Source organism: Metapseudomonas otitidis (genome assembly GCF_900111835.1).
GTDB lineage: Bacteria > Pseudomonadota > Gammaproteobacteria > Pseudomonadales > Pseudomonadaceae > Metapseudomonas > Metapseudomonas otitidis.
On record NZ_FOJP01000001.1, the window covers coordinates 344,464 to 366,629 of the forward strand.

The 22,166-nt window shown below is 68.0% G+C and carries 17 protein-coding genes; 6 read left to right on the top strand and 11 right to left on the bottom strand.

Going from position 1 to position 22,166, the window contains the following annotated elements; translation table 11 throughout:
* Positions 1-26: 26 nt before the first annotated feature.
* From BM198_RS01655 to BM198_RS01665, 3 genes are all read right to left on the bottom strand, one after another.
* A complete protein-coding gene (locus BM198_RS01655; RefSeq protein ID WP_074967285.1) occupies positions 27-923 on the bottom strand; it encodes an ABC transporter permease in 897 nt (298 codons plus the stop codon).
* A gap of 1 nt (position 924) precedes the next feature.
* Positions 925-2,121 carry a quaternary amine ABC transporter ATP-binding protein gene (locus tag BM198_RS01660; RefSeq protein WP_044409231.1) on the bottom strand — a complete coding sequence of 399 codons (1,197 nt, stop codon included), beginning with the start codon at positions 2,119-2,121 and terminating at the stop codon, positions 925-927.
* Between the two features lie 669 nt (positions 2,122-2,790).
* On the bottom strand, positions 2,791-3,729 hold the full coding sequence (locus BM198_RS01665) for a choline ABC transporter substrate-binding protein (protein WP_044409228.1): 939 nt from the start codon (positions 3,727-3,729) through the stop codon (positions 2,791-2,793).
* Positions 3,730-3,996: 267 nt separating this feature from the next.
* Between BM198_RS01665 and BM198_RS01670 the strand changes: the two genes are divergently transcribed.
* Together BM198_RS01670 and gbdR are read left to right on the top strand one after the other, a co-directional pair.
* Positions 3,997-5,373, top strand: coding sequence for an L-serine ammonia-lyase (locus BM198_RS01670; RefSeq protein ID WP_074967287.1), 1,377 nt, complete (start codon positions 3,997-3,999; stop codon positions 5,371-5,373).
* A 418-nt stretch (positions 5,374-5,791) separates the two neighbouring features.
* Positions 5,792-6,886: a choline metabolism transcriptional regulator GbdR gene (gene gbdR, locus BM198_RS01675; protein ID WP_074967289.1), complete on the top strand. Its 1,095-nt coding sequence runs from the start codon at positions 5,792-5,794 to the stop codon at positions 6,884-6,886.
* A 389-nt stretch (positions 6,887-7,275) separates the two neighbouring features.
* On the opposite strand, the gene BM198_RS01680 is transcribed toward gbdR, so the two are convergent.
* The 7 genes from BM198_RS01680 to BM198_RS01710 all read right to left on the bottom strand — a co-directional run bounded on the left by BM198_RS01680 (position 7,276) and on the right by BM198_RS01710 (position 15,361).
* Entirely contained in the window at positions 7,276-7,521 is a 246-nt protein-coding gene (locus BM198_RS01680; protein ID WP_044409219.1) for a hypothetical protein, read from the bottom strand.
* 25 nt (positions 7,522-7,546) lie between these two features.
* Positions 7,547-8,326 carry an electron transfer flavoprotein subunit beta gene (gene etfB, locus BM198_RS01685; protein ID WP_044409216.1) on the bottom strand — a complete coding sequence of 260 codons (780 nt, stop codon included), beginning with the start codon at positions 8,324-8,326 and terminating at the stop codon, positions 7,547-7,549.
* A complete protein-coding gene (gene etfA, locus BM198_RS01690) occupies positions 8,316-9,548 on the bottom strand; it encodes an electron transfer flavoprotein subunit alpha (RefSeq protein ID WP_074967291.1) in 1,233 nt (410 codons plus the stop codon). The genes etfB and etfA overlap by 11 nt, the downstream gene beginning before the upstream one ends.
* 37 nt (positions 9,549-9,585) lie before the next feature.
* Positions 9,586-11,544, bottom strand: a complete 1,959-nt coding sequence (gene dgcB, locus BM198_RS01695; RefSeq protein WP_074967294.1) for a dimethylglycine demethylation protein DgcB — start codon at positions 11,542-11,544, stop codon at positions 9,586-9,588.
* 92 nt (positions 11,545-11,636) lie between these two features.
* Complete coding sequence (gene dgcA / locus BM198_RS01700) at positions 11,637-13,697, bottom strand: dimethylglycine demethylation protein DgcA (protein WP_044409207.1); 2,061 nt, start codon at positions 13,695-13,697, stop codon at positions 11,637-11,639.
* A 15-nt stretch (positions 13,698-13,712) separates the two neighbouring features.
* Positions 13,713-14,243, bottom strand: coding sequence for a DUF5943 domain-containing protein (locus tag BM198_RS01705; RefSeq protein WP_074967296.1), 531 nt, complete (start codon positions 14,241-14,243; stop codon positions 13,713-13,715).
* Positions 14,244-14,383: 140 nt separating this feature from the next.
* Positions 14,384-15,361, bottom strand: coding sequence for a dipeptidase (locus BM198_RS01710; protein ID WP_044409203.1), 978 nt, complete (start codon positions 15,359-15,361; stop codon positions 14,384-14,386).
* A 454-nt stretch (positions 15,362-15,815) separates the two neighbouring features.
* Between BM198_RS01710 and BM198_RS01715 the strand changes: the two genes are divergently transcribed.
* Genes BM198_RS01715 through BM198_RS01730 form a run of 4 tightly spaced genes read left to right on the top strand, consistent with a single transcriptional unit; the run spans position 15,816 to position 20,939 of the window.
* Complete coding sequence (locus BM198_RS01715; protein WP_044409202.1) at positions 15,816-16,298, top strand: formate dehydrogenase subunit gamma; 483 nt, start codon at positions 15,816-15,818, stop codon at positions 16,296-16,298.
* Positions 16,292-17,848, top strand: a complete 1,557-nt coding sequence (locus BM198_RS01720) for a formate dehydrogenase beta subunit (RefSeq protein ID WP_074967299.1) — start codon at positions 16,292-16,294, stop codon at positions 17,846-17,848. The genes BM198_RS01715 and BM198_RS01720 overlap by 7 nt, the downstream gene beginning before the upstream one ends.
* The gene (fdhF, locus tag BM198_RS01725; RefSeq protein ID WP_074967301.1) at positions 17,845-20,721 is read left to right on the top strand and encodes a formate dehydrogenase subunit alpha; all 2,877 of its coding nucleotides are present in this window, start codon (positions 17,845-17,847) and stop codon (positions 20,719-20,721) included. Before BM198_RS01720 ends, fdhF begins: the two co-directional genes overlap by 4 nt.
* Positions 20,718-20,939: a formate dehydrogenase subunit delta gene (locus BM198_RS01730; protein WP_044409197.1), complete on the top strand. Its 222-nt coding sequence runs from the start codon at positions 20,718-20,720 to the stop codon at positions 20,937-20,939. The genes fdhF and BM198_RS01730 overlap by 4 nt, the downstream gene beginning before the upstream one ends.
* Positions 20,940-21,133: 194 nt before the next feature.
* Here BM198_RS01730 and BM198_RS01735 read toward each other — a convergent pair whose 3' ends face one another.
* Positions 21,134-22,090: a GlxA family transcriptional regulator gene (locus BM198_RS01735; RefSeq protein WP_074967303.1), complete on the bottom strand. Its 957-nt coding sequence runs from the start codon at positions 22,088-22,090 to the stop codon at positions 21,134-21,136.
* Positions 22,091-22,166 lie beyond the last annotated feature (76 nt).

The window sequence follows — 22,166 nt, forward strand, 5'->3', positions numbered from 1 at the left end:
CCCTGGTACTCGTTTATTGGCGTTTCTTAGGAAGGCTTCACCTGGCGCTGCAGCCGTGCCCGGGCGCTGAACCAGCCGAACAGGCTGGCACGACCCTGGACGCGCGGGGTGCCGAAACTCTCGGTGATGCGGTCGAGGATGATCGCCAGCAGCACCACGGCCATGCCGCTCTCGAAGCCCAGGCCGATGTCCAGGCGCTGGATGCTGGCGAGTACGTCGTTGCCCAGGCCGCCGGCGCCGACCATCGAGGCGATGATCACCATCGACAGCGCCATCATGATGGTCTGGTTGACCCCGGCCATGATCGACGGCATCGCGTTGGGAAGCTGCACCTTGTATAGCAGCTGCCAGCTTGTGCAGCCGAAGGATTGGCCGGCCTCGACGATTTCCTTGTTCACCTGGCGGATGCCGAGGCTGGTCAGGCGCACCGCCGGGGGCATGGCGAAGATCACCGTGGCGATGATCCCCGGCACGCGGCCGAGGCCGAAGAGCATGGCGGCGGGAATCAGGTAGACGAACGCCGGCATGGTCTGCATGAAGTCGAGGATCGGCCGGATGATGATGGCCACCCGCTCGCTCTTGGCAGCCCAGATGCCCAGCGGGATGCCCAGCAGCAGGCTGATGAGGGTGGAGGAGAAGGTCAGGCCGAGGGTGACCACGGTCTGCTCCCAGAAGCCGGTGAGCACGATCAGCACCAGCGAGGCGGCGGTGAACAGTGCGAACTTCACGCCGATGCGCCACAGGCCGAGGCCGACGAACACCGCGATCAGCAGCCAGGCCGGCGGCCACATCAGGAAGCGCTCGATCAGCTCGGAGAAGCCGCTGACCACGGCGCCCACGTTCTCGAAGGCACCGCCGTAGTTTTCCAGCAGGTGCTGGACGACGTCGTTGACCCAGCTGCCCAGATCCAGTTTCTCGCTCATCTCACACCCCCTGCAGTCGGCTCAGCAGGCGGCCCTTGCTGATCGCCCCGGCATAGTGGCCCGCCTGGTCGATGACCGGGATGGGACCTTCGTTGTCCACCAGGCGCTCGATCACCTGGTCCAGTGGCAGGTCCTCGGGCACCGGCACGATCTGCTTGAGCAGGTCCGGTTCGAGGCTGCGGGAGCGGCCGTCCTCCACCAGCAGGGCGATCTTCTCCAGGCTGATGGAGCCGCGGAAGCGGTTGTCCTCGTCGACGATGAAGGCGTAGTGCTTGTCCATCGCCTGCAGCTCACGGCACACCTGCAGCGCATCGGGCGCCTTGCCGTTGTGCACGTAGAGCGGGACGCTGTCGGCCTTGAGCTGGCCAGCGGTGAGGTAGCGGCTGGTGTCGACGGTATCGAAGAAGTTGCGCACGTAGTCGTTGGCGGGCTTCTCGATCAGCTCCTGCGGGGTGCCGACCTGGACCAGCTTGCCGCCTTCCATGATGCCGATGCGCGAACCGATGCGCATGGCTTCCTCGATGTCGTGGGAGACGAAGATGATGGTGCGGCGGTGGGTTTTCTGCAGCTCCAGCAGCACGTCCTGCATCTCGCGGCGCTTGAGCGGGTCGAGGGCCGAGAAGGCCTCGTCCATGATGATCATCGACGGGTCCACCGCCAGGGCGCGGGCCAGGCCCACGCGCTGCTGCATGCCGCCAGAGAGTTCGTGGGGGTACTTGTGGGCGAAGGGCGCCAGGCCCACCTGCTCCAGCACTTCCATGGCGCGACGCTCGCGCTCCTTCTTGCTCTTGCCGGCCACTTCCAGGCCGAAGGCGGCGTTGTCCAGCACGGTGCGCGAGGGCATCAGGGCGAAGGACTGGAACACCATGCTCATGTCGCGACGACGCAGGTCGATCAGCTGTGCCTTGGGCAGCTTGGCCACGTTCTGGCCGTCGATGAAGACGTCGCCCGCGGTCGGTTCGATCAGACGGTTGATGAGGCGGATCAGGGTGGACTTGCCGGAGCCCGACAGGCCCATGAGGACGAAGATCTCGCCCTCCTCGACGCTGAACGAGACGTCGCTGACGCCGATCACCGCGCCACGTTCAGCGAGAATCCGTTCCTTGCTCCAGCCTTGCTTGAGCAGGTCGATGGCTTCTTGTGGCTGTTGGCCGAAAACCTTGTAGAGGTTCTGGACCACGATTTTTCCAGACTGCATGGGATCATTCCCCTTCGGTAGGCATCCTTGTCGGACACGCGTGCTCGCGGGCTCCCATCCAGGGCGCGGCGCCAGGTGCTGTCGACTGTTCTTGCCTGTGTGGGTTTACTGGTTCCAGGGCCTGGCAGGGAGGCTGTGCGACGTCGAACCGACGACCGGGTGCCCACGGATTCAGACAGCCACCCTCACCCCGCAGGGCATGGACGCCTGATCGAATCCTTGAGTTCCTGTCCTTCGTTGCGCTGAGTTGCAAACCGCTTTCCACACCCTCTGGCAGTGCTACGTGACCCGATCCCTGGGTCATTCCACACCTCGACCGGAGGTGCGCGTACATCCGAAATTTCTTGTAGGGCCACGTCCCGTCAGGAGGGCATGGCCGCTTTGTGTTCTTCGGTCCGGGGCGGAGGGCCCCGGTCTGCCGCACCTCCCTGGGAGTGCGACAGCGACGAAATCGGCTGTCTCAACGATATAGCCTCGGCATACCGGCAATTGTCGGTTTACGACCCTGACGTGTTGGGCGACGACATCAGCCAATGGCGGAAAACCTTAACAGAAAGTTTTTGCCCGGCGCGACCGCTGGAACCCGCATGGCGACTGGCCTGCAGCGCTTGAGCAGGCTGCAGGCCAGGGCCGCCGGGGGCTGCGGTGGAGTGGAGGGAACGACAGAAATCAGGGTTCGGCGGCCAAGTTCAGGGCAGGATCCGCCGGCTTTCCGTCGCGGGTGGTGACGCCTTCGAGCCAGCGCGCCAGGTCGGCGGGGTTCTCCTTCAGCCAGGCCTTGGCCTCGCGGCGACGGTTGGTGCTCTGGTTGAGCACGGCGCCCATCAGGTGGTTCTCCATGGCCAGGGAGAAGCGCAGGTTCTTCAGCAGGCGCCCGAGGTTCGGGCACTCCTTGGCCAGCCCTGCACGGGTGTTGGTGTAGACGGTGGCACCGCCGAAGTTCGGGCCGAAGTAGTCGTCGCCGCCGGCCAGGTACTGCATCTCGAAGGTGTTGTTCATCGGGTGCGGCTCCCAGCCGAGGAACACCACCCACTGCTTGAGGTGCTCGGCGCGCTTCACCTGCGCCAACATGCTGCTCTCGCTGGACTCCACCAGCTGGAAGTCACCGACGCCGAAGGCGTTCTCGCTGATCATCCGGCCGATCAGCTTGTTGCCGTCGTTGCCCGGCTCGATGCCATAGATCTTCCCGCCCAGTTCCTTGCGAAAGCGCGCCAGGTCGGAAAAGTTCTTCAACCCGCCGTCCCACGCCGCCTTGTTCACCGCCAGGGTGTACTTGGCGCCCTCCAGGTTGGCACCCAGGGTGTCGACGCTGCCTTTCTCGCGGTAGGGGGCGATGTCGTTCTCCATGCTCGGCATCCAGTTGCCGAGGAACACATCGATCTTCTTGTCCGCCATGGCCTTGTAGGTGTCGGGCACGGACAGGCGCTTGACCTGGGTGCTGTAGCCCAGCTCGGTGAGCACGTAGCGGGTCACGGCGGTGGTGACGGTGATGTCGGTCCAGCCGACATCGGCGAAGCGAACGGTGGAGCAGGACTCCGGATCGGCAGCCTGGGCCAGCAGCGGAAAGCACAGCGCTGCGGCCAGGCCCCAGGTTTTTCTAGGGTTCATGGTCTTATCCACAGGGTGTTTCGGATCGGGGAAACCCGCGTGGCGAACGATGCGCTGCTGGCCGGAGCGGGGCGCCTGGATCATGGCGCCGTAGACGTGTCGCTTTCTACGAAGCAGGTCGCAAGCAGGACGTCGCTGTCGTTTTTCCACGCTCGCTGTGGGGATAACGGGCGACGCATTCGGACACGAGCAAGTCGGTGTGGGACGTTCGCCGGTCACGGAAATGCCGATGATGTGCGCGATGCAACCCAGTCAGCGGAGAGTCCCGTGGCCATCAGCGTGTTCGACCTGTTCAAGATCGGTATCGGCCCATCCAGTTCCCACACCGTCGGGCCCATGCGCGCCGCCGCGCTGTTCGTCGGCGCCCTGCGCGAGCGCCACCTGCTGGAACGCGTACGTCGGCTGGAGGTGAACCTCTATGGCTCGCTGTCGGCCACCGGCGTCGGGCACGGCACCGACCGCGCGGTGATCATGGGGCTGATGGGCGAGTGGCCCGACCAGATCGACCCGCAGCTCATCGCCCCGCGCATCGCCACGCTGATGGAGCGCAACGAACTGCTGCTGGACGGTCGCCTGTCGGTGCCCTTCGTCTGGTCGCGGGACATGCGCCTGCTGGACGAGAACCTGCCCTACCACCCCAACGCCATGACCCTGGTGGCCCTCGGCGAGGACGGCGAACTGCACCGCGACACCTATTACTCCGTCGGGGGTGGCTTCGTGGTGGATGCCGAGCAGGCCGCCTCCGGCCGCCTCGACCAGGACACCACCGCGCTGCCCTATGACTTCTCCAGCGGCGACGAGCTGCTGCAGCTCTGCCAGCGCCACGGCCTGCGCGTGTCCGAGCTGATGATGGCCAACGAGCGCGCCTGGCGTAGCGACGAGGCGATCCGCAGCGGCCTGCTGCGCCTCTGGGCGGCCATGCGCGAATGCGTGGAGAACGGCCTGCGCCACGAGGGCGTGCTGCCCGGTGGCCTCAACGTGCGCCGCCGCGCCGCGCGCCTGCACCGCAGCCTGCTGGACCTGGGCAAGCCCAACGTCATCGGCTCCACCATGAGCGCCATGGAGTGGGTCAACCTGTATGCCCTGGCGGTGAACGAAGAGAACGCCGCCGGCGGGCGCATGGTCACCGCGCCTACCAACGGTGCCGCCGGCATCGTCCCCGCCGTGCTGCACTACTACATGCGCTTCAACCCCGAAGCCTCCGATGACGACGTGGTGGCGTACTTCCTGGGCGCCGCCGCCGTCGGCATCCTCTGCAAGAAGAACGCCTCCATCTCCGGCGCCGAAGTGGGTTGTCAGGGCGAGGTCGGCTCCGCCTGCGCCATGGCCGCCGCCGGCCTGGCCGAAGTGCTCGGGGCCAGCCCCGAACAGCTGGAGAACGCCGCCGAGATCGCCCTGGAGCACAACCTCGGCCTCACCTGCGACCCGGTCGGCGGCCTGGTGCAGGTGCCCTGCATCGAACGCAACGCCATCGCCGCGGTAAAGGCCATCAACGCCGCGCAGATGGCCCTGCGTGGCGACGGCGAGCACTTCATCTCCCTCGACCGGGTGATCCGCACCATGCGCGACACCGGGGCCGACATGCACGACAAGTACAAGGAAACCTCCCGCGGCGGCCTGGCCGTCAGCGCCATCGAGTGCTGACCCGCCCGTGCCCCGGGCCCGGGCGCGCCGCCGCCTTTTGGTGCGTCGCGCCCGGAACGGATTAAAAGACCTCCTGACCAATCGGTCACATCACGCGCCGTTCGTCTGTTACGGCCCATATTCCCGGATGTAGCGGGGTGACAGCGGCCCTCCCGTCCGGTGCTACCGAACACCCCAGGCGCCAGGAACCACGCGGCCTGGCGGTCGCTATCAGAATGTTTCTGTCGCTCTCGCCTAGCCCCGCTGGCATGGGGTTTGGATGAATCGACGCATTTTTATTGAACAGCTGATCAATCCAGGCATGGCCTTTGCCTTGTAGAAAGGGCAACCGTCTGGGTCAGCGCGTACCAGAACCACCAATAAGAAAGAGGGCCTCGCAATAGAGGCTCAATGCGTGTTTAGCGTGAGGGTTTCGCAGATGTCACAGTCCACCACCGGCTCCCAGCCTCAGAATCGCGTCCCCCAAACCATCGGCTTCCTGCTGCTGGACAACTTCACCCTGATCTCCCTGGCCTCGGCGGTGGAACCGCTGCGCATGGCCAACCAGCTTTCCGGCAAGGAGCTGTACCGCTGGTACACCCTCAGCCAGGACGGCAAGCCGGTCAGCGCCAGCGACGGCCTGCAGATCACCCCCGACGCCGGCCTGGAGAACGCGCCGGCGCTGGATGCGGTGATCGTCTGCGGCGGGGTGGACATCCAGCACAGCGTGACCCGCGAGCACCTGCACTGGCTGCAGGTGCAGTCCCGCCAGGGCCGCCAGCTGGACGCCGTGTGCACCGGCAGCTGGGCGCTGGCCAAGGCCGGTCTGCTGGACGGGTTCGACTGCAGCGTGCACTGGGAATGCCTGGCGGCCATGCAGGAAGCCTTCCCCCGCGCCGCCGTGACCACCCGCCTGTTCTCCATCGACCGCAACCGCAACACCTCCTCCGGCGGCACCGCGCCGATGGACATGATGCTGCACCTCATCGGCCGCGAGCATGGCCGCGAGCTGGCAGCGGCGATCTCCGAGATGTTCATCTACGAGCGCATCCGCAACGAGCAGGACCACCAGCGCGTGCCCCTCAAGCACATGCTCGGCACCAACCAGCCGAAGCTGCAGGAAATCGTCGCGCTCATGGAGGCCAACCTCGAAGAGCCCATCGACCTGGACGAGCTGGCCTGCTACGTCGACGTTTCCCGTCGCCAGCTGGAGCGCCTGTTCCAGAAGTACCTGCACTGCTCGCCGTCGCGCTACTACCTCAAGCTGCGCCTGATCCGCGCGCGCCAGCTGCTGAAGCAGACCGCCATGTCGATCATCGAAGTGGCCTCGGTGTGCGGCTTCGTCTCCACCCCGCACTTCTCCAAGTGCTACCGCGAGTATTTCGGCATCCCGCCGCGCGACGAGCGCGCGGGCCAGAACGCCAACGTCGTCGCCCTGGTGCCGCTGCCCGAAGACCTGCGCCGCCCCTCCACCGCTGGTGTCGCCCTCAGCCGTGCGCAGAGCGAATCCACCTTCGCCAGCGTCCGCCTGTAACCCACCCGGGGCCGCCTAGCGGCCCCGTTCCCCAAAACGTCCCTGTAGCCCGGGCTTCAGCCCGGGAAACTCCCCGGCTGAAACCCGCCCGTAGGAGCAAGCTCTGCTCGCGGAGGTTCTTCCCCTGCGCAACCGTCCATCCCCGGACTGAAGTCCGGGCTACGCGGTTTTGCCTGGGGCTTGGGTGTGGGGGCTTTCGCGGTTGAAACCGCTCCCACGGGTGCCGACCTTTAGGAGCGGTCGCGTGCGATGGAGGGCGGAGGCGGACGTAGGATGGGCTGAGCTGTGCGAAGCCCATCGGTGCCAGGGGATGCTTCGTGTCGGCGGGCGACGGTTTTGCGTGGGCATGAAAAAGGGCGCCAGCGGCGCCCTTCGTCGTTACGGGGGAATCAGCGCGGCACCAGGGCCGGGAGCAGGGTGCGGGATATGGCTTCGCGCACCTGGGGCAGCAGGGTGGCGTTGCCGCCCAGCAGCTCCTCCACCAGGCGCCGCAGGGCAGTGGCGCGCTCCGGGCTGAGGCCGCTGACGGCGTGTTCGCACGCCTGTTCGGCGCTCACCCCCGGCGGAATGCTGAGGCCCAGTGCAACCAGCCGGTCGCGGAAGTCATCCTGGTCGATCAGATCGGCATGCATCATGTCGGTGTCTCCTCCTGGTGCTGCGTCAGCGCAGCACGCCCTCTTCCTGCAGCAGTTTGAAGATAGCCTCGGCACCCGCTTCCGGCGAAAGGTCCTTGAGGACCTGGCCGCCACCGCCGGAGGCCTTGGCCGTCGCCGCCTTCATCCGCTCGGCACCGGTCTTGGCCTTGATCACCTTGAGGCGCTTGGGGCGCGGGCGGGCGGGTTGCAGCTGACTATCGGCGAACAGCTCGTCTTCTACCACGTCCACGTCTTCGGCACTTAGCTGTCCGCGACGCGCCGGGCCGTAGGCGCTCTGCCGTGCGGCCGGGGCGGCGTTGTCGACGCTGGCGAGGAACGGCAGGCGCACCTTCAGCCGGCGCCGCTGGCCACGGGGCAGGGCTTGCAGCACCTGGGCGACGCCGTTGTCCACCTTCTCCACCTCGGCCAGGCCCACCACCAGCGGCCAGCCGAGGCGCTCGGCCAGCAGGTAGGGCAGCATGCCCGAGCCTTCGCCGGTTTCCGCCTGGCTGCCGGTGAGCACCAGCTGCGCGCCGCTGTGCTGGATGAAATCGCCGAGGGCCGGCAGGGCGTCGTCACGCGGGCCCTGCTCCAGCACCACCAGCTCGGTCAGGCCCATGCCCAGGTAGCTGCGCAGGGCGTCTTCCCGGGGATCGCCGGCGTGCACCACCCGCAGCTGCGGGCCGGCCAGGCGCAGGCCCAGCTCCACCGCGCGGGCGTCCTGGTCGGCGCGGCGCGGACGGCCGGACGTGGGGTGGGCGCCGACGGAGACGAGGCTGACGATCTTCAGTGCGTCATGCGGCATCGCGTGCCCCTCCCTGACGGTATTGCCGTACCCGCTCGATGAGCGCGGCGAGGATGGCGCCGGAGTCGCCGATCACCGAGAGATCGGCGCGTTTGATCATGTCGCAGCCCGGGTCCATGTTCACCGCCACCACCTTGTCGCAGGCGCCGATGCCTTGCAGGTGCTGGATGGCCCCGGAGATGCCCACCGCGAGGTAGACCCGCGCGGTGACCCAGGTGCCGGTGGCGCCGACCTGGCGGTTGCGCGGCATGTGGCCGTCGTCCACCGCCACGCGGGAGGCGCCTTCGGTGGCGCCCAGCTCGCGGGCGGCCTGGTGGAACAGGTCCCAGTCCTTCACGCCGTTGCCGCCGGAGAGGATGAACTCCGCTTCGGCCATGGGGATCTGCGCCGGGTCCACGGCCACCGGGCCGAGGTCTTCGATGCGCGGCAGGCTGTGGGCGATGGCGTGGGTGAGTTCCAGGGCGCGGGCCTCGTGGCGGGTCTCGCTGACCGGCTCGGCGCATTCGGCGGCGGCCAGCACCAGGCGTGGCAGGCGCCGTACCAGGTCTTCACGGCCGGCACCGGCACGGCCCGTGGCCTGCTGGTCGGCCACCTGCCAGACGCGGGTGGCGGGGCGCTCGCCGAGCTTGGCGGCCAGGCGCCGGCCCAGCTCGCCGCCACCGGTGCGGCTGTCGGGCAGTAGCCAGTGGCGCGGCGCCAGCTGGCTTTCCACGGCGCTCAGGGCCAGCACCCGCGCTTCCGGCGAGTAGCCGTCGAAGGCTTCACCGGGGATGCGCAGCAGGCGGTCGACGCCAGCGGTGTCGAAGGCGCTTTCCTTGTCCTCGCCGAACACCACGGCCACCACGGCGCCGTCACTGCCGGCCAGCTTGCGGGCCAGGCCGAGCAGGTCCTTGTCGTGGCTGGAGAGGCGGCCGCCGACCATGTCGGGCACCACGCAGATGTGGAAGGCCGGTTGTTCGATGACCAACAGCGGCAGCTGCACCACCTCGGGCGCGCTGCTGCGCTTGCCGGCGGTGCCCTGCTGGGCGCCGCTGCGGTCGATGCGCTTGACGCCGTTGGGGCCGATGAAGCCGGCGGCGGCCACATGGGGGTTCTTGCGCAGCACGCCGTTGGGGCCCATCCAGCTGGCCTGGCCTTGGGTCTGCAGCAGGCCGTGCAGCGGGTGCAGGCGATTGCGGGCGATCCACTCGGCGCGTGGGTCGCGGCGGATGATGTCGCTCATGCTCGGGTCTCCAGGCGGGGGAGGCGGTGGATGGGCATCACGCCACCTCCATGGACGCTTTGGCGGCGGCCGGTTTCTTCACCTCGGCCGGGGCCTCGATGAGCACGTCGGCCACCAGTTCGGCGATGTCCTTGATCTCCGGGCGCGGGGCGACCACGCCTTCGAGCATCGCGGTGCACTGCGGGCAACCGACGGCCACCAGTTCGGCGCCGGTTTCCTTTATGTCCACCATGCGCATGTCGGGAATCCGCTGCTTGCCGGGGATGTCGGTGATCGGTGCGCCGCCACCACCGCCACAGCAGCGGGAGCGGAAGCCGGAGCGTTCCATTTCCTTCACTTCGATGCCGATGGCCTTGAGCACGGCGCGGGGCGCTTCGTACTCGCCGTTGTAGCGGCCGAGGTAGCAGGGGTCGTGGTAGGTCACGCTGCCGGCCTTGCTCTGGCCGAGGTTCAGCGCGCCGCCACGCACCAGCTCGTCGATGAAGGTGGTGTGGTGCAGGACGTCGTAGTGACCGCCAAGGGCGCCGTACTCGTTCTTCAGCACGTGGAAGCTGTGGGGGTCGCAGCTGACGATGCGCTTGAAGCGGTACTTGGCCAGGGTGGCGATGTTGCGCTTGGCGAGGGTCTGGAAGGTGGCTTCGTCACCCAGGCGCCGAGCCACATCACCGCTGTCGCGCTCTTCCAGGCCGAGCACGGCGAAGTCGACGTTGGCGGCCTTGAGCACTTTCACGAAGGCGCGCAGGGTGCGCTGGTTGCGCATGTCGAAGGCTCCGTCGCCGACCCAGAACAGCACGTCCGCCTGCTGCTTGTCGCTCATCAGCGGCAGGTTCAGGTCGGCCGCCCAGTTCAGCCGGCCGCCGGGGGCGAAGCCGCCGGGGTTGTCGGTGGCGATGAGGTTTTCCAGCACCTCGGCACCCTTGTTCGGGGTCGCGCCCTTCTCCAGGGTCAGGTGGCGGCGCATGTCGACGATGGCGTCGACGTGCTCGATCATCATCGGGCACTCCTCGACACAGGCGCGGCAGGTGGTGCAGGACCACAGGGTCTCGGCATCCACCAGGGCCTTGCCCTCCAGGGACACGATGGGCTGGTGCGGGCCGCCGCTGTGCTCACCCAGGGCCTTGCCGGGGTAAGGGCTGCCGGCGAAGGAGGCGTCGTTGCCGCCGGCCAGGCCGATGACCATGTCCTGGATCAGCTTCTTCGGGTTCAGCGGCTGGCCGGCGGCGAAGGCCGGGCACATGGCCTCGCACTTGCCGCACTGCACGCAGGCGTCGAAACCGAGCAACTGGTTCCAGGTGAAGTCGGTGGGTTTCTCCACGCCCAGCGGGGCGCTCGGGTCGGTCAGGTCCAGGGCCTTGAGGCCGGTGGAGCGGCCGCCACCGAAGCGTTCGGCGCGGCGGTGCCAGGCCAGGTGCAGGGCCCCGGCGAAGGCGTGCTTCATCGGCCCGCCCCAGGTCATGCCGAAGAACAGCTCGGACACGCCCCAGGCCACGCCCACGGCGAGGAGGGCCGCGAGGAACCAGCCGCCGAAGCCGGCCGGGAGGATGCCGGCCACCGGCAGGGTGGCGATGAAGAAGCTCGCGGAGAACATCAGCAGGCTCTTCGGCAGGCGCATCCACGGGCCCTTGGACAGCCGCGCCGGCGGGTTGCGCCGGCGCTTGGCGACGAACAGGGCGCCGACGAACATCAGCGCCGTGGCCGCCAGCAGGGCGAAGCCGAGGATGCGGCTGTGCAGGCCGAAGCCATGCACCAGGATCGCCAGCAGCGCCGCCAGGACGAAGCCGCCGGCGGTGGCGACGTGGGTCTTGGACATGTACTTGTCGCGCTCGACCACGTGGTGCAGGTCCACCAGGTAGCGGCGCGGCATCTTCATCAGCCCGCCGAGCCAGTCGACCTGCGACGGGCGGCCCCGGCGCCACATGAGGAATCGCTTCGCGGCGCCGAGCACGGCCAGGCCGAGGGCGGTGAAGAGCAGGAGGGGAAGAATCGTGTTCAGCATTGCTGGTCTCCCTACGGGACCGGGTGAACGCGGGGAGGATGCGCGGGAGGGGATTCGCTTCGCTCACCCCATCCCGCGTCTACCTGGCGGCGTCAGAAGTCCTTGCACAGGCGCAGGGCGTCGTAGATCGCCGCGTGCACGTTGCGGGGGGCGCCACAGTCGCCGATGCGGAATAGCAGGTAACCGTCACCGGGCTCGCTGAGGCAGGGCTGCGGCTGGATGGCGAACAGGGCGTCGACGTCGATCTGGCCCTTGTTGCGCGAGCCTTGCTTGAGTGCGTAGTACAGCGTCTCGTCCGGGCGTACGCCGTTCTCGATGACGATCTGGTCCACCACGCGCTCCTCGCGGGCGCCGGTGTACTCGTTCTCCAGCACGGCCACCACCTTGTCGCCCTCGCGGTAGACCTTCTCCAGCACCAGGTCGCCGGTCATGATCACTTCCTTCGGGTACAGGCTGCGGTAGTAGGTCGGGAAGGTGGTGCCACCCATGGCGACGCCGGGCTTGGTGTCGTCGGTGACGATCTCCACCTGGGCGCCCTTCTCGGACAGGTAGTCCGCTGCGGACATGCCGCCGAACTCGCAGATGGTGTCGTAGACCAGCACGTTCTTGCCGGGCTCCACCTTGCCTTCGAGGATGTCCCAGGCGCTCACCACCAGGCCGTCGGCCGCACCCCAGTGCTCGTTCTGCTCGATGAAGGGGTGGCCGCCGTTGGCCAGCACCACGATGTCGGGCTTGAGGTCGAGGATGGTGGCCGGATCAGCGGCGGTGCCCAGGCGCAGGTCGACGCCGAGGCGGGCGATCTCCAGCTGGTACCAGCGGGTGATGCCGGCGATCTGGTCGCGCTGCGGGGCCTTGGCGGCGAGGGTGATCTGGCCACCGAGCTGGTCCTTCTTCTCGAACAGGGTCACGTCGTGGCCGCGCTCGGCCGCCACGCGGGCCGCTTCCATGCCGGCGGGGCCGCCGCCGACGATGACCACCTTGCGCTTCTTGCCGGTGGTCTTCTCGATGATGTGCGGAACGCCCATGTACTCGCGGGTGGTGGCGGCGTTCTGGATGCACAGCACGTCCAGGCCCTGGTACTGGCGGTCGATGCAGTAGTTGGCGCCGACGCACTGCTTGATCTGGTCCACCTGGCCCATCTTGATCTTGGCGATCAGGTGCGGGTCGGCGATGTGGGCGCGGGTCATGCCGACCATGTCCACGTAGCCGCCTTCGAGGATGCGGGTGGCCTGGTTCGGGTCCTTGATGTTCTGCGCATGCAGCACCGGGACGTTGACCACTTCCTTGATGCCGGCCGCCAGGTGCAGGAAGGGCTCCGGCGGGAAGCTCATGTTGGGGATGACGTTGGCCAGGGTGTTGTGGGTGTCGGCGCCGGAGCCGACCACGCCGATGAAGTCCAGCATGCCGGTGTCGCTGTAGTACTTGGCGATCTGCTTCATGTCCTCGTGGGACAGGCCGTCGGGGTGGAACTCGTCACCGGAGATGCGCAGGCCGACGCAGAAGTCGGGGCCGACTTCCTCGCGCACGGCCTTGAGCACTTCCAGGCCGAACTTCATGCGGCCTTCGAAGGTGCCGCCCCATTCGTCGGTGCGCTTGTTGACGCGGGGGCTCCAGAACTGGTCGATCATGTGCTGGTGCACGGCGGACAGCTCGACGCCATCCAGCCCGCCGGCCTTGGCGCGGCGCGCGGCCTGGGCGAAGTCACCGATGACGCGCCAGATCTCTTCCACCTCGATGGTCTTGCAGGTGGCGCGGTGCACGGGCTCGCGGATGCCCGACGGGGACATCAGGGTCGGCCAGTTGTAGCCGTCCCAGCGCGAGCGCCGGCCCATGTGGGTTATCTGGATCATGATCTTGGCGCCGTGCTTGTGCATGGCGTCGGCGAGGTTCTGGAAGTGCGGGATGATGCGGTCGGTGGACAGGTTCACCGAGCTCCACCACTGCTGCGGGCTGTCGGTGGAGACCACCGACGAGCCGCCGCAGATGGCCAGGCCGATGCCGCCCTTGGCCTTCTCCTCGTAGTAGCGGATGTAGCGCTCGGTGGTCATGCCGCCGTCGGTGGCGATCACCTCGGCGTGAGCGGTGGAAAGCACGCGGTTGCGGATGGTCAGCTTGCCGATCTGGATCGGCTGGAACATTGCTTCGAAGGCCATGGTGCGTGCTCCGGCTTACAGGGGTTTGACGGTGAACAGGCCGTCGTCGTGGCCTTCTTCCGAGCCGCTGTAGACCTGCTCGGCGACGGTACGAAGGCTGCTGCCACGGGCGGCGAGGATCTGGTCCATGGCGCCGGCGAACCAGCCGGTGAACATGTAGTCCACTTTGCGGCCGACCTTGCCGTAGACGTAGACGAAGGCGGAGTGCTTGAGCTTGACGCTGGCGGTGCCCTTGTCGAGGTCGATGTCCTGGATCTGGAACAGGCCCCAGCCGCGCTGGGACAGGCGCTTCATGTAGTGCTCGAACACCGCCACGCCTTCCAGGCCGTGGCATTCGGCCTCCTTCTCGCACCAGTGCCAGGCGGACTTGTAGCCGGCCTTGTAGAGGATTTCGGCGTAGCGCTCCGGGCCCAGCTCGGCTTCGATGCCCATGTGGTTGTTGACGAAGAAGTGGCGCGGCACATAGAGCATCGGCAGGGCGTCGGTGGTCCAGACGCCGGTCTCGCTGTCGACTTCGATGGGCAGTTCAGGGGCGTGTTTGGCCATGTGGATAACTCCGAATTCAGGTCAGGTATCGGGCGGATGGCGCTTCAGTCATCCGCCGCAGAGATGAGCCACCGCGCGGTGGGGTGGTGGATGAAAAAAGCGTCATCCACCCTACGATTCGTGTTCGGTTCCGGCTGGCGTCATTCGCCCCAGACGTCCTTCAGGACATTCACCCAGTTCTCGCCCATGATCTTGCGCACCACGCGTTCGCTGTGGCCGCGCTTGAGCAGGGTCTCGGTGAGGTTGGGGAACTCGCCCACGGTGCGGATGCCCAGGGGGTTCACGATCTTCCCGAAGTTGGTCAGGCGGCGGGCGTAGCCCTTGTCGTGGGTCAGGTACTCGAAGAAGTCCTGGCCGTGGCCCTGGGTGAAGTCGGTGCCGATGCCGATGGCGTCCTCGCCGACGATGTTCATCACGTACTCGATGGCTTCGGCGTAGTCGTCGATGGTGGAGTCGATGCCCTTGGCGAGGAACGGCGCGAACATGGTCACGCCGACGAAGCCGCCGTGGTCGGCGATGAACTTCAGTTCTTCATCGGACTTGTTGCGCGGGTGTTCCTTCAGGCCGGAAGGCAGGCAGTGGGAGTAGCAGACGGGCTTCTTCGATTCGAGGATGACTTCCTCGGAGGTCTTGGAGCCGACGTGGGAGAGGTCGCACATGATGCCGACGCGGTTCATCTCCGCGACGATCTCGCGACCGAAGCCGGAGAGGCCGCCGTCGCGCTCGTAGCAGCCGGTGCCCACGAGGTTCTGGGTGTTGTAGCACATCTGCACGATGCCCACGCCGAGCTGCTTGAACACCTCCACGTAGCCGATCTGGTCCTCGAACGCGTGGGCGTTCTGGAAGCCGTAGAGGATGCCGGTCTTGCCCTGTTCCTTGGCCTTGCGGATGTCGGCGGTGGTGCGCACCGGGATGACCAGGTCGCTGTTCTCGCGGATCAGGTTGTTGCTGGCGACGATGTTGTTCACCGTGGCCTGGAAGCCTTCCCACACGGAGACGGTGCAGTTGGCAGCGGTCAGGCCGCCCTTGCGCATGTCTTCGAAGAGTTCGCGGTTCCACTTGGCGATGATCAGGCCATCGATGACGATGCTGTCGGCGTGCAGTTCGGCTGGGCTCATCAGGCTGTCCCCTTGGTGTCGGGCGCGCCGAATCGGTTGCCGGCGCTTTGAAGGGAGCATATCCCCGGGGCTTTGGGCGCTATCGCGCAAAAGCGACCGGGGTATTGCCGAAAGCGTCAAGCCGGTCGCGGATAGGCATGCGGGGTTCGGCGAGGCGGCGCCTCGTGGCGGGCCGTGCGTCCGGCATCCGCCGATGGGGCTGCGGGGCATCTATATAAGAAGGTGGCGGCAAGTCGCCCGGCGTCGGTTTCAGCATGCACAGGGTCGCTGAGGTGCAATTTCCCAGGCGCAGGGATGGCAAGCTCGCGTAATGCCCCGGACCCGTGCGCGAAGACGTGCGGTCCCGGCAACAGGGTGGCAACCGGCCCGCGTACCGTGGCGGTCGGCGCTGCCGCAGCCGAAACCTCCAGGCCCAGGCGCTCAGCGCCCGGCCTGTGGAGCCGAGGAACGCTGTATGCCTGATGAGACGCTTCACCTGCCTCTGATTCAGCGCGTGCTGGCGCGGGAGAAGGACACCCCCGGTGCCCTGCTGCCGATCCTACATGCCATCCAGGAGGGCGCCGGCTACATTCCCGCCCTCGCCATCCCCGAGATCGCCCACGCCCTCAACCTCAGCCAGGCCGAGGTCCACGGGGTGATCAGCTTCTACCACGACTTCCGCACCGCCCCGCCGGCACGCCACACCGTGCGCCTGTGCCGCGCCGAGTCCTGCCAGAGCCGGGGCGCCGAAGCCCTGGCGGCGCAACTGCGCGAGCAACTGCAGCTGGACGACCACGGCACCCTTGCCGATGGCCGCGTCAGCCTGCGCCCGGTCTATTGCCTGGGCGCCTGCGCCTGCTCCCCGGCGGTCGAGGTGGACGGCAAGGTCCACGCCCGGCTGACCCCTGAACGCCTGCACGCGCTGGTGCAGGGTTGCCTGGAGGACGGCTCATGCTGAGGCTGTGCATCCCCTGTGATTCCGTCGCCCGCGCGGTGGGCGCCGATGCCGTGGCCGACGCCCTGGTGGCCGAGGCTGCGCGCCGGCAGCTGCCGCTGGAGGTGCGCCGCACCAGTTCCCGTGGCCTCTACTGGCTGGAGCCGCTGGTGGAGCTGGACGGGGCCGAGGGCCGCCAGGGCTTCGGCCCGGTCAGCGAAGCCGACGTGCCCGGCCTGCTCGACGCCCTGGCCGGTGACGGCCAGCATCCCCTGGCCCTGGGGGCGGTGGAGGAGCTGCCCTACCTGAAGAGCCAGCAGCGGCTGCTCTTCGCCCGTGCCGGCATCACCCGGCCGCTGTCCCTGGACGACTACCGTGCCCACGGCGGCTTCGAAGGCCTGGCCCGCGCCGTGGCGCTGAGCGGTGACGAGATCGTCACCGCGGTGCTGGATTCCGGCCTGCGGGGGCGCGGTGGTGCCGCCTTCCCCGCCGGCATCAAGTGGCGCACGGTGCGTGGCGCCATCGCCGAGCAGAAGTACGTGGTGTGCAACGCCGACGAGGGGGACTCCGGCACCTTCGCCGACCGCATGCTGATGGAGGGCGACCCCTTCCTGCTGATCGAGGGCATGGCCATCGCCGGCCTCGCCGTCGGCGCCAGCCAGGGCTACATCTACGTGCGCTCCGAGTACCCCCAGGCAGTGGAGGCCCTGCGCGGCGCCATCGCGCTGGCCCGTGATGCCGGCTACCTCGGTGCGGACGTGGCCGGCAGCGGCCGGCCCTTCGAGCTGGAGGTGCGAGTCGGCGCCGGGGCCTACATCTGCGGCGAGGAAACCGCGCTGCTGGACTCCCTGGAAGGCAAGCGCGGCGTGGTCCGCGCCAAGCCGCCGCTGCCGGCGCTGCAAGGCCTGTTCGGCCAGCCGACACTGGTGCACAACGTGCTGACGCTGACCTCGGTGCCGCTCATCCTGGCCCGGGGCGCGGCGTTCTACCGTGACTTCGGCATGGGCCGTTCCCTGGGCACCATGCCCTTCCAGCTGGCCGGCAACGTCCGTCACGGCGGCCTGGTGGAGCGGGCCTTCGGCCTGACCCTGCGGGAGCTGATCGAGACCTACGGCGGCGGCTGCGCCAGTGGCCGGCCGGTGAAGGCCGCCCAGGTGGGCGGCCCCCTGGGGGCCTGGGTGCCGCCCGCGCAGTTCGACACCCCGCTGGACTACGAGGCCTTCGCCGCCATGGGCGCCATGCTCGGCCATGGTGGCGTGGTGGTGGCCGACGACAGCCTGGACATGGCGCAGATGGCGCGCTTCGCCCTGCAGTTCTGCGCCGAGGAGTCCTGCGGCAAGTGCACGCCCTGCCGCATCGGCTCGACCCGGGGCGTGGAAGTGGTGGACCGGCTGATCGCCGCCACTGAGATCACCGCCCGCGAGGAGCAGGCCCTGCTGCTGCAGGACCTCTGCGACACCATGACCTACGGCTCGCTCTGTGCCCTCGGCGGGATGACCGCCTTCCCGGTCACCAGCGCCCTCAGGCACTTCCCCGCCGACTTCGGGCTGCCGCCCACGGAGGCTGAGCAATGATCCAGATCTTCGACCCCGCCAAGGACACCGACCTGGGCACCCCCGCCCGCCAGAGCGAGGTGCAGGTCAGCCTGAGCATCGACGGCCGCGAAATCAGCGTGCCTGCCGGTACCTCGGTGATGCGTGCCGCCGCGCTGCTCGGCACCACCATTCCCAAGCTCTGCGCCACCGACAGCCTGGAAGCCTTCGGCTCCTGCCGCATGTGCCTGGTGGAAATCGACGGCATGCGCGGCTACCCCGCCTCCTGCACCACGCCGGTCACCGAAGGCATGGTGGTGCGCACCCAGACGCCCAAGCTCGCCAGCCTGCGGCGCAACGTCATGGAGCTGTACATCTCCGACCACCCGCTGGACTGCCTCACCTGCTCCGCCAACGGCAACTGCGAGCTGCAGACCGTGGCCGGCCAGGTGGGCCTGCGCGAGGTGCGCTACGGCTATGACGGGGCCAATCACCTGAGCGATGCGAAGGACACCTCCAACCCCTATTTCGACTACGACCCGAGCAAGTGCATCGTCTGCAACCGCTGCGTGCGGGCCTGCGAGGAGGTGCAGGGCACCTTCGCCCTGACGATCGACGGGCGCGGCTTCGACTCCCGCGTGGCGGCGGCCGGCGGGGAGAACTTCCTCGACTCCGAATGCGTCTCCTGCGGGGCCTGCGTGCAGGCCTGCCCCACCGCCACGCTGATGGAGAAGAGCGTGGTGGAGATGGGCCAGCCGGAGCGCAGCGTCATCACCACCTGTGCCTATTGCGGCGTGGGCTGCTCCTTCCGTGCGGAGATGAAGGGCAATGAGCTGGTGCGCATGGTCCCGGACAAGAACGGCCAGGCCAACCACGGCCACTCCTGCGTCAAGGGCCGCTTCGCCTGGGGCTACGCCACCCACCCGGACCGCATCACCAAACCGATGATCCGCAAGCGCATCACCGACCCGTGGCAGGAAGTCAGCTGGGAGGAGGCGGTGAACTACGCCGCCGGCGAGTTCCGCCGCCTGCAGCTGCAGTACGGGCGCGACGCCATCGGCGGCATCACCTCCAGCCGCTGCACCAATGAAGAGACCTATCTGGTGCAGAAGCTGGTGCGCGCCGGCTTCGGCAACAACAACGTGGACACCTGCGCCCGCGTCTGCCACTCGCCCACCGGCTACGGGCTGAAGCAGACCCTGGGCGAGTCCGCCGGCACCCAGAGCTTCGACTCGGTGATGCAGGCCGACGTCATCCTGGTGATCGGTGCCAACCCCACCGACGCCCACCCGGTGTTCGGCTCCCAGCTCAAGCGCCGCCTGCGCGAGGGCGCGCGGCTGATCGTCATCGACCCGCGCCGCATCGACCTGGTGGACTCGCCCCATGCCCGCGCCGAGCTGCACCTGGCGCTGCGTCCGGGCACCAACGTGGCCATGCTCAATGCCCTGGCCCACGTGATCGTCACCGAGGGGCTGGTGAAGCAGGACTTCGTCGACGCCCGCTGCGAGCCGGCCGACTTCGCCCACTGGAGCGCGTTCGTCAGCCGTCCCGAACATGCCCCCGAGGCCCTGGGCCCGGTCTGCGGCGTGGCTCCGGACGCCATCCGCGCGGCGGCCCGGCTCTACGCCACCGGCGGCAACGCGGCCATCTACTACGGGCTGGGCGTGACCGAACACAGCCAGGGCAGCACGGCGGTGATGGGCATCGCCAACCTCGCCATGGCCACCGGCAACGTCGGCCGCGAGGGCGTCGGGGTGAACCCGCTGCGCGGGCAGAACAACGTGCAGGGCTCCTGCGACATGGGCTCCTTCCCCCATGAGCTGCCGGGCTACCGCCACGTCTCCAACGAGGCGGTGCGGGCGCAGTTCGAGCAGGCCTGGGGCGTGACCCTGCAGCCCGATCCGGGGCTGCGCATCCCGAATATGTTCGAGGCGGCCCTGGGTGGCAGCTTCAAGGGGCTGTACTGCCAGGGTGAGGACATCGCCCAGAGCGACCCCAACACCCAGCACGTGACCGCCGCGCTGTCGGCCATGGAGTGCGTGGTGGTGCAGGACATCTTCCTCAACGAAACCGCCAAGTTCGCCCACGTGTTCCTGCCCGGCAGCTCCTTCCTGGAGAAGGACGGCACCTTCACCAACGCCGAGCGACGCATCTCCCGCGTGCGCAAGGTGATGGAGCCGCTGGGCGGCAAGGCCGACTGGGAAGCCACCGTGGCCCTGGCCAATGCTCTGGGCTATCGCATGGACTACCGGCACCCGTCGCAGATCATGGACGAGATCGCCCGCCTCACGCCGACCTTCAGCCGTGTCAGCTACGCCGAGCTGGAGCGTCACGGCAGCCTGCAATGGCCGTGCAACGATGCCGCGCCGGACGGCACGCCGACCATGCACATCGATGCCTTCGTGCGCGGCAAGGGGCGCTTCATGCTGACCGGCTACGTGCCCACCGAGGAGAAGGTGAACAACCGATACCCGCTGCTGCTCACCACCGGACGCATCCTCAGCCAGTACAACGTCGGCGCGCAGACCCGGCGCACCGACAACGTGGCCTGGCACGAGGAGGACCGCCTGGAGATCCACCCCAGCGACGCCGAGAGCCGTGGCATCGCCGAGGGCGACTGGGTGGGCGTGGGCAGCCGCGCGGGGCAGACCGTGCTGCGTGCCCGGGTGACCGAGCGGGTGGCGCCGGGGGTGGTGTACACCACCTTCCACTTCCCCGAGTCGGGCGCCAACGTGATCACCACCGACAACTCCGACTGGGCCACCAACTGCCCGGAATACAAGGTGACGGCGGTGGAAGTGACGAAGGTGTTCCAGCCTTCCGAATGGCAGAAACGCTATCAGGCGTTCAGTGACGAACAGCGGCGTCTGCTCAAGGAGCGCCGCAGGACGGAGAGAGTCGAGGCACGCCGATGAGCACAGACAACCTGATCAAGATGGCCAACCAGATCGCCCAGTTCTTCAGCAGCGAGCCGGACCCGGAGGCGGCGGTGAAAGGCGTCCAGCAGCACCTGCAGAACTTCTGGACCCCCGCCATGCGCATCGAGCTCATGGCCTGGCAGGTGGAGCGCCAGGGCGAGAACCTCCATCCCCTGGTGCAGGCCGCCCTGGCCGAGCAGGGGCGGGCGGTCTAGCCGCATCGTGCTGCACGTCGTCGGGCGTTCCCTTTGCGCCCGACGGTGGATCGGTGGGGCGCGATCCACCCGCGGTACTGCGCGCGTGGGCCCGTAGGATGCGGTGAGCTCGGCGAACCGCATCGCATCCGAGCCGTGCCTGGCCCTGATGGGCTCCGCACAGCTCAACGCCATCCCACGCCCGCTGTGCCGCTTTATCGCTGCGGCGGGTCCGGGTGTTCGTGCCGGTCGCGGCTCGGGGTGGTGTCGAAGCGCTGGCGGTAGCAGCGGGAGAAGTAGCTGGAGGACTCGAAGCCGCAGGCCAGGGCCACCTCCAGCACGCCCATGTCGGTCTGGCGCAGCAGCTGCCGGGCCTTTTCCAGGCGCAGGCCCAGGTAGAAGCGGGTCGGCGTGTCCTTCAGGTGCAGGCGGAACAGCCGTTCCAGCTGGCGCGGGGTGACGCCCACGCGCTCGGCCAGGGTGCAGGTCGACAGCGGTGTCTCGCTGTGGCGCTCCATCTCGCCGATCACCTGCACCAGCTTGCGGTTGTGCACGTTGAAGCGGCTGGCGATCTGCATGCGCTGATGGTCCTGCTGGGAGCGGATGCGGCCGAGCACGAACTGTTCCGACACCTTCAACGCCAGGGCCTCGCCGTGCTGGCGGGCGATCAGCGTGAGCATCAGGTCGAGGCTGGCGGTGCCGCCGGCGCTGGTGATGCGGCGCCCGTCGATCTCGAACAGCTCCTGGGTGACGGTCAGCGACGGGTAGCGTTCGCGAAAGGCGTCGATGGCCTCCCAGTGCAGGGTCAGGCGCTGGCGCTCGAACAGTTCGGCCTCGGCCAGCACGAAGCTGCCGGTGTCGATGCCGCCCAGGCGCACGCCGTCGGCCTCGGCGCGGTTGAGCCAGTGGGACAGGCGCGGGTTGAAGGTGGCCAGCGGCTCGAAGCCGGCCACCACCAGCAGGCAATCCCCGGCGGCCGGGGCCTCCAGGCCACCATCCACGTTGAGCGACATGCCATTGCTGCCGGCCACCGGGCCGCCGTCGGCACTGAGCAGGCGCCAGCGGTACAGCTCGCCGCGGAAGCGGTTGGCCACCCGCAGCGGCTCCACCGCCGACATGAGGCCCATCATCGAGAAGCCGGGCAGCAGCAGGAAGCCGAAGGTCTGGGTCATGGGCGGGTTCCACGAGGCGATGAGCACTTAAAAACCAGCTGCGCGGCGGGTGCAAGCGGGGAGGTCGTATCTGTCC

Bases quoted from the DNA above. Each gene is read 5' to 3' on its own strand.
- BM198_RS01730 (WP_044409197.1), top strand. From the start codon at position 20,718: ATGAGCACAGACAACCTGATCAAGATGGCCAACCAGATCGCCCAGTTC.
- fdhF (WP_074967301.1), top strand. From the start codon at position 17,845: ATGATCCAGATCTTCGACCCCGCCAAGGACACCGACCTGGGCACCCCC.
- BM198_RS01705 (WP_074967296.1), bottom strand. From the start codon at position 14,243: ATGGCCAAACACGCCCCTGAACTGCCCATCGAAGTCGACAGCGAGACC.
- BM198_RS01680 (WP_044409219.1), bottom strand. From the start codon at position 7,521: ATGATGCATGCCGATCTGATCGACCAGGATGACTTCCGCGACCGGCTG.
- BM198_RS01660 (WP_044409231.1), bottom strand. From the start codon at position 2,121: ATGCAGTCTGGAAAAATCGTGGTCCAGAACCTCTACAAGGTTTTCGGC.
- BM198_RS01710 (WP_044409203.1), bottom strand. From the start codon at position 15,361: ATGAGCCCAGCCGAACTGCACGCCGACAGCATCGTCATCGATGGCCTG.
- BM198_RS01735 (WP_074967303.1), bottom strand. From the start codon at position 22,090: ATGACCCAGACCTTCGGCTTCCTGCTGCTGCCCGGCTTCTCGATGATG.
- BM198_RS01720 (WP_074967299.1), top strand. From the start codon at position 16,292: ATGCTGAGGCTGTGCATCCCCTGTGATTCCGTCGCCCGCGCGGTGGGC.
- BM198_RS01665 (WP_044409228.1), bottom strand. From the start codon at position 3,729: ATGAACCCTAGAAAAACCTGGGGCCTGGCCGCAGCGCTGTGCTTTCCG.
- dgcB (WP_074967294.1), bottom strand. From the start codon at position 11,544: ATGCTGAACACGATTCTTCCCCTCCTGCTCTTCACCGCCCTCGGCCTG.
- BM198_RS01715 (WP_044409202.1), top strand. From the start codon at position 15,816: ATGCCTGATGAGACGCTTCACCTGCCTCTGATTCAGCGCGTGCTGGCG.
- BM198_RS01655 (WP_074967285.1), bottom strand. From the start codon at position 923: ATGAGCGAGAAACTGGATCTGGGCAGCTGGGTCAACGACGTCGTCCAG.
- gbdR (WP_074967289.1), top strand. From the start codon at position 5,792: ATGTCACAGTCCACCACCGGCTCCCAGCCTCAGAATCGCGTCCCCCAA.
- etfB (WP_044409216.1), bottom strand. From the start codon at position 8,326: ATGCCGCATGACGCACTGAAGATCGTCAGCCTCGTCTCCGTCGGCGCC.
- etfA (WP_074967291.1), bottom strand. From the start codon at position 9,548: ATGAGCGACATCATCCGCCGCGACCCACGCGCCGAGTGGATCGCCCGC.
- dgcA (WP_044409207.1), bottom strand. From the start codon at position 13,697: ATGGCCTTCGAAGCAATGTTCCAGCCGATCCAGATCGGCAAGCTGACC.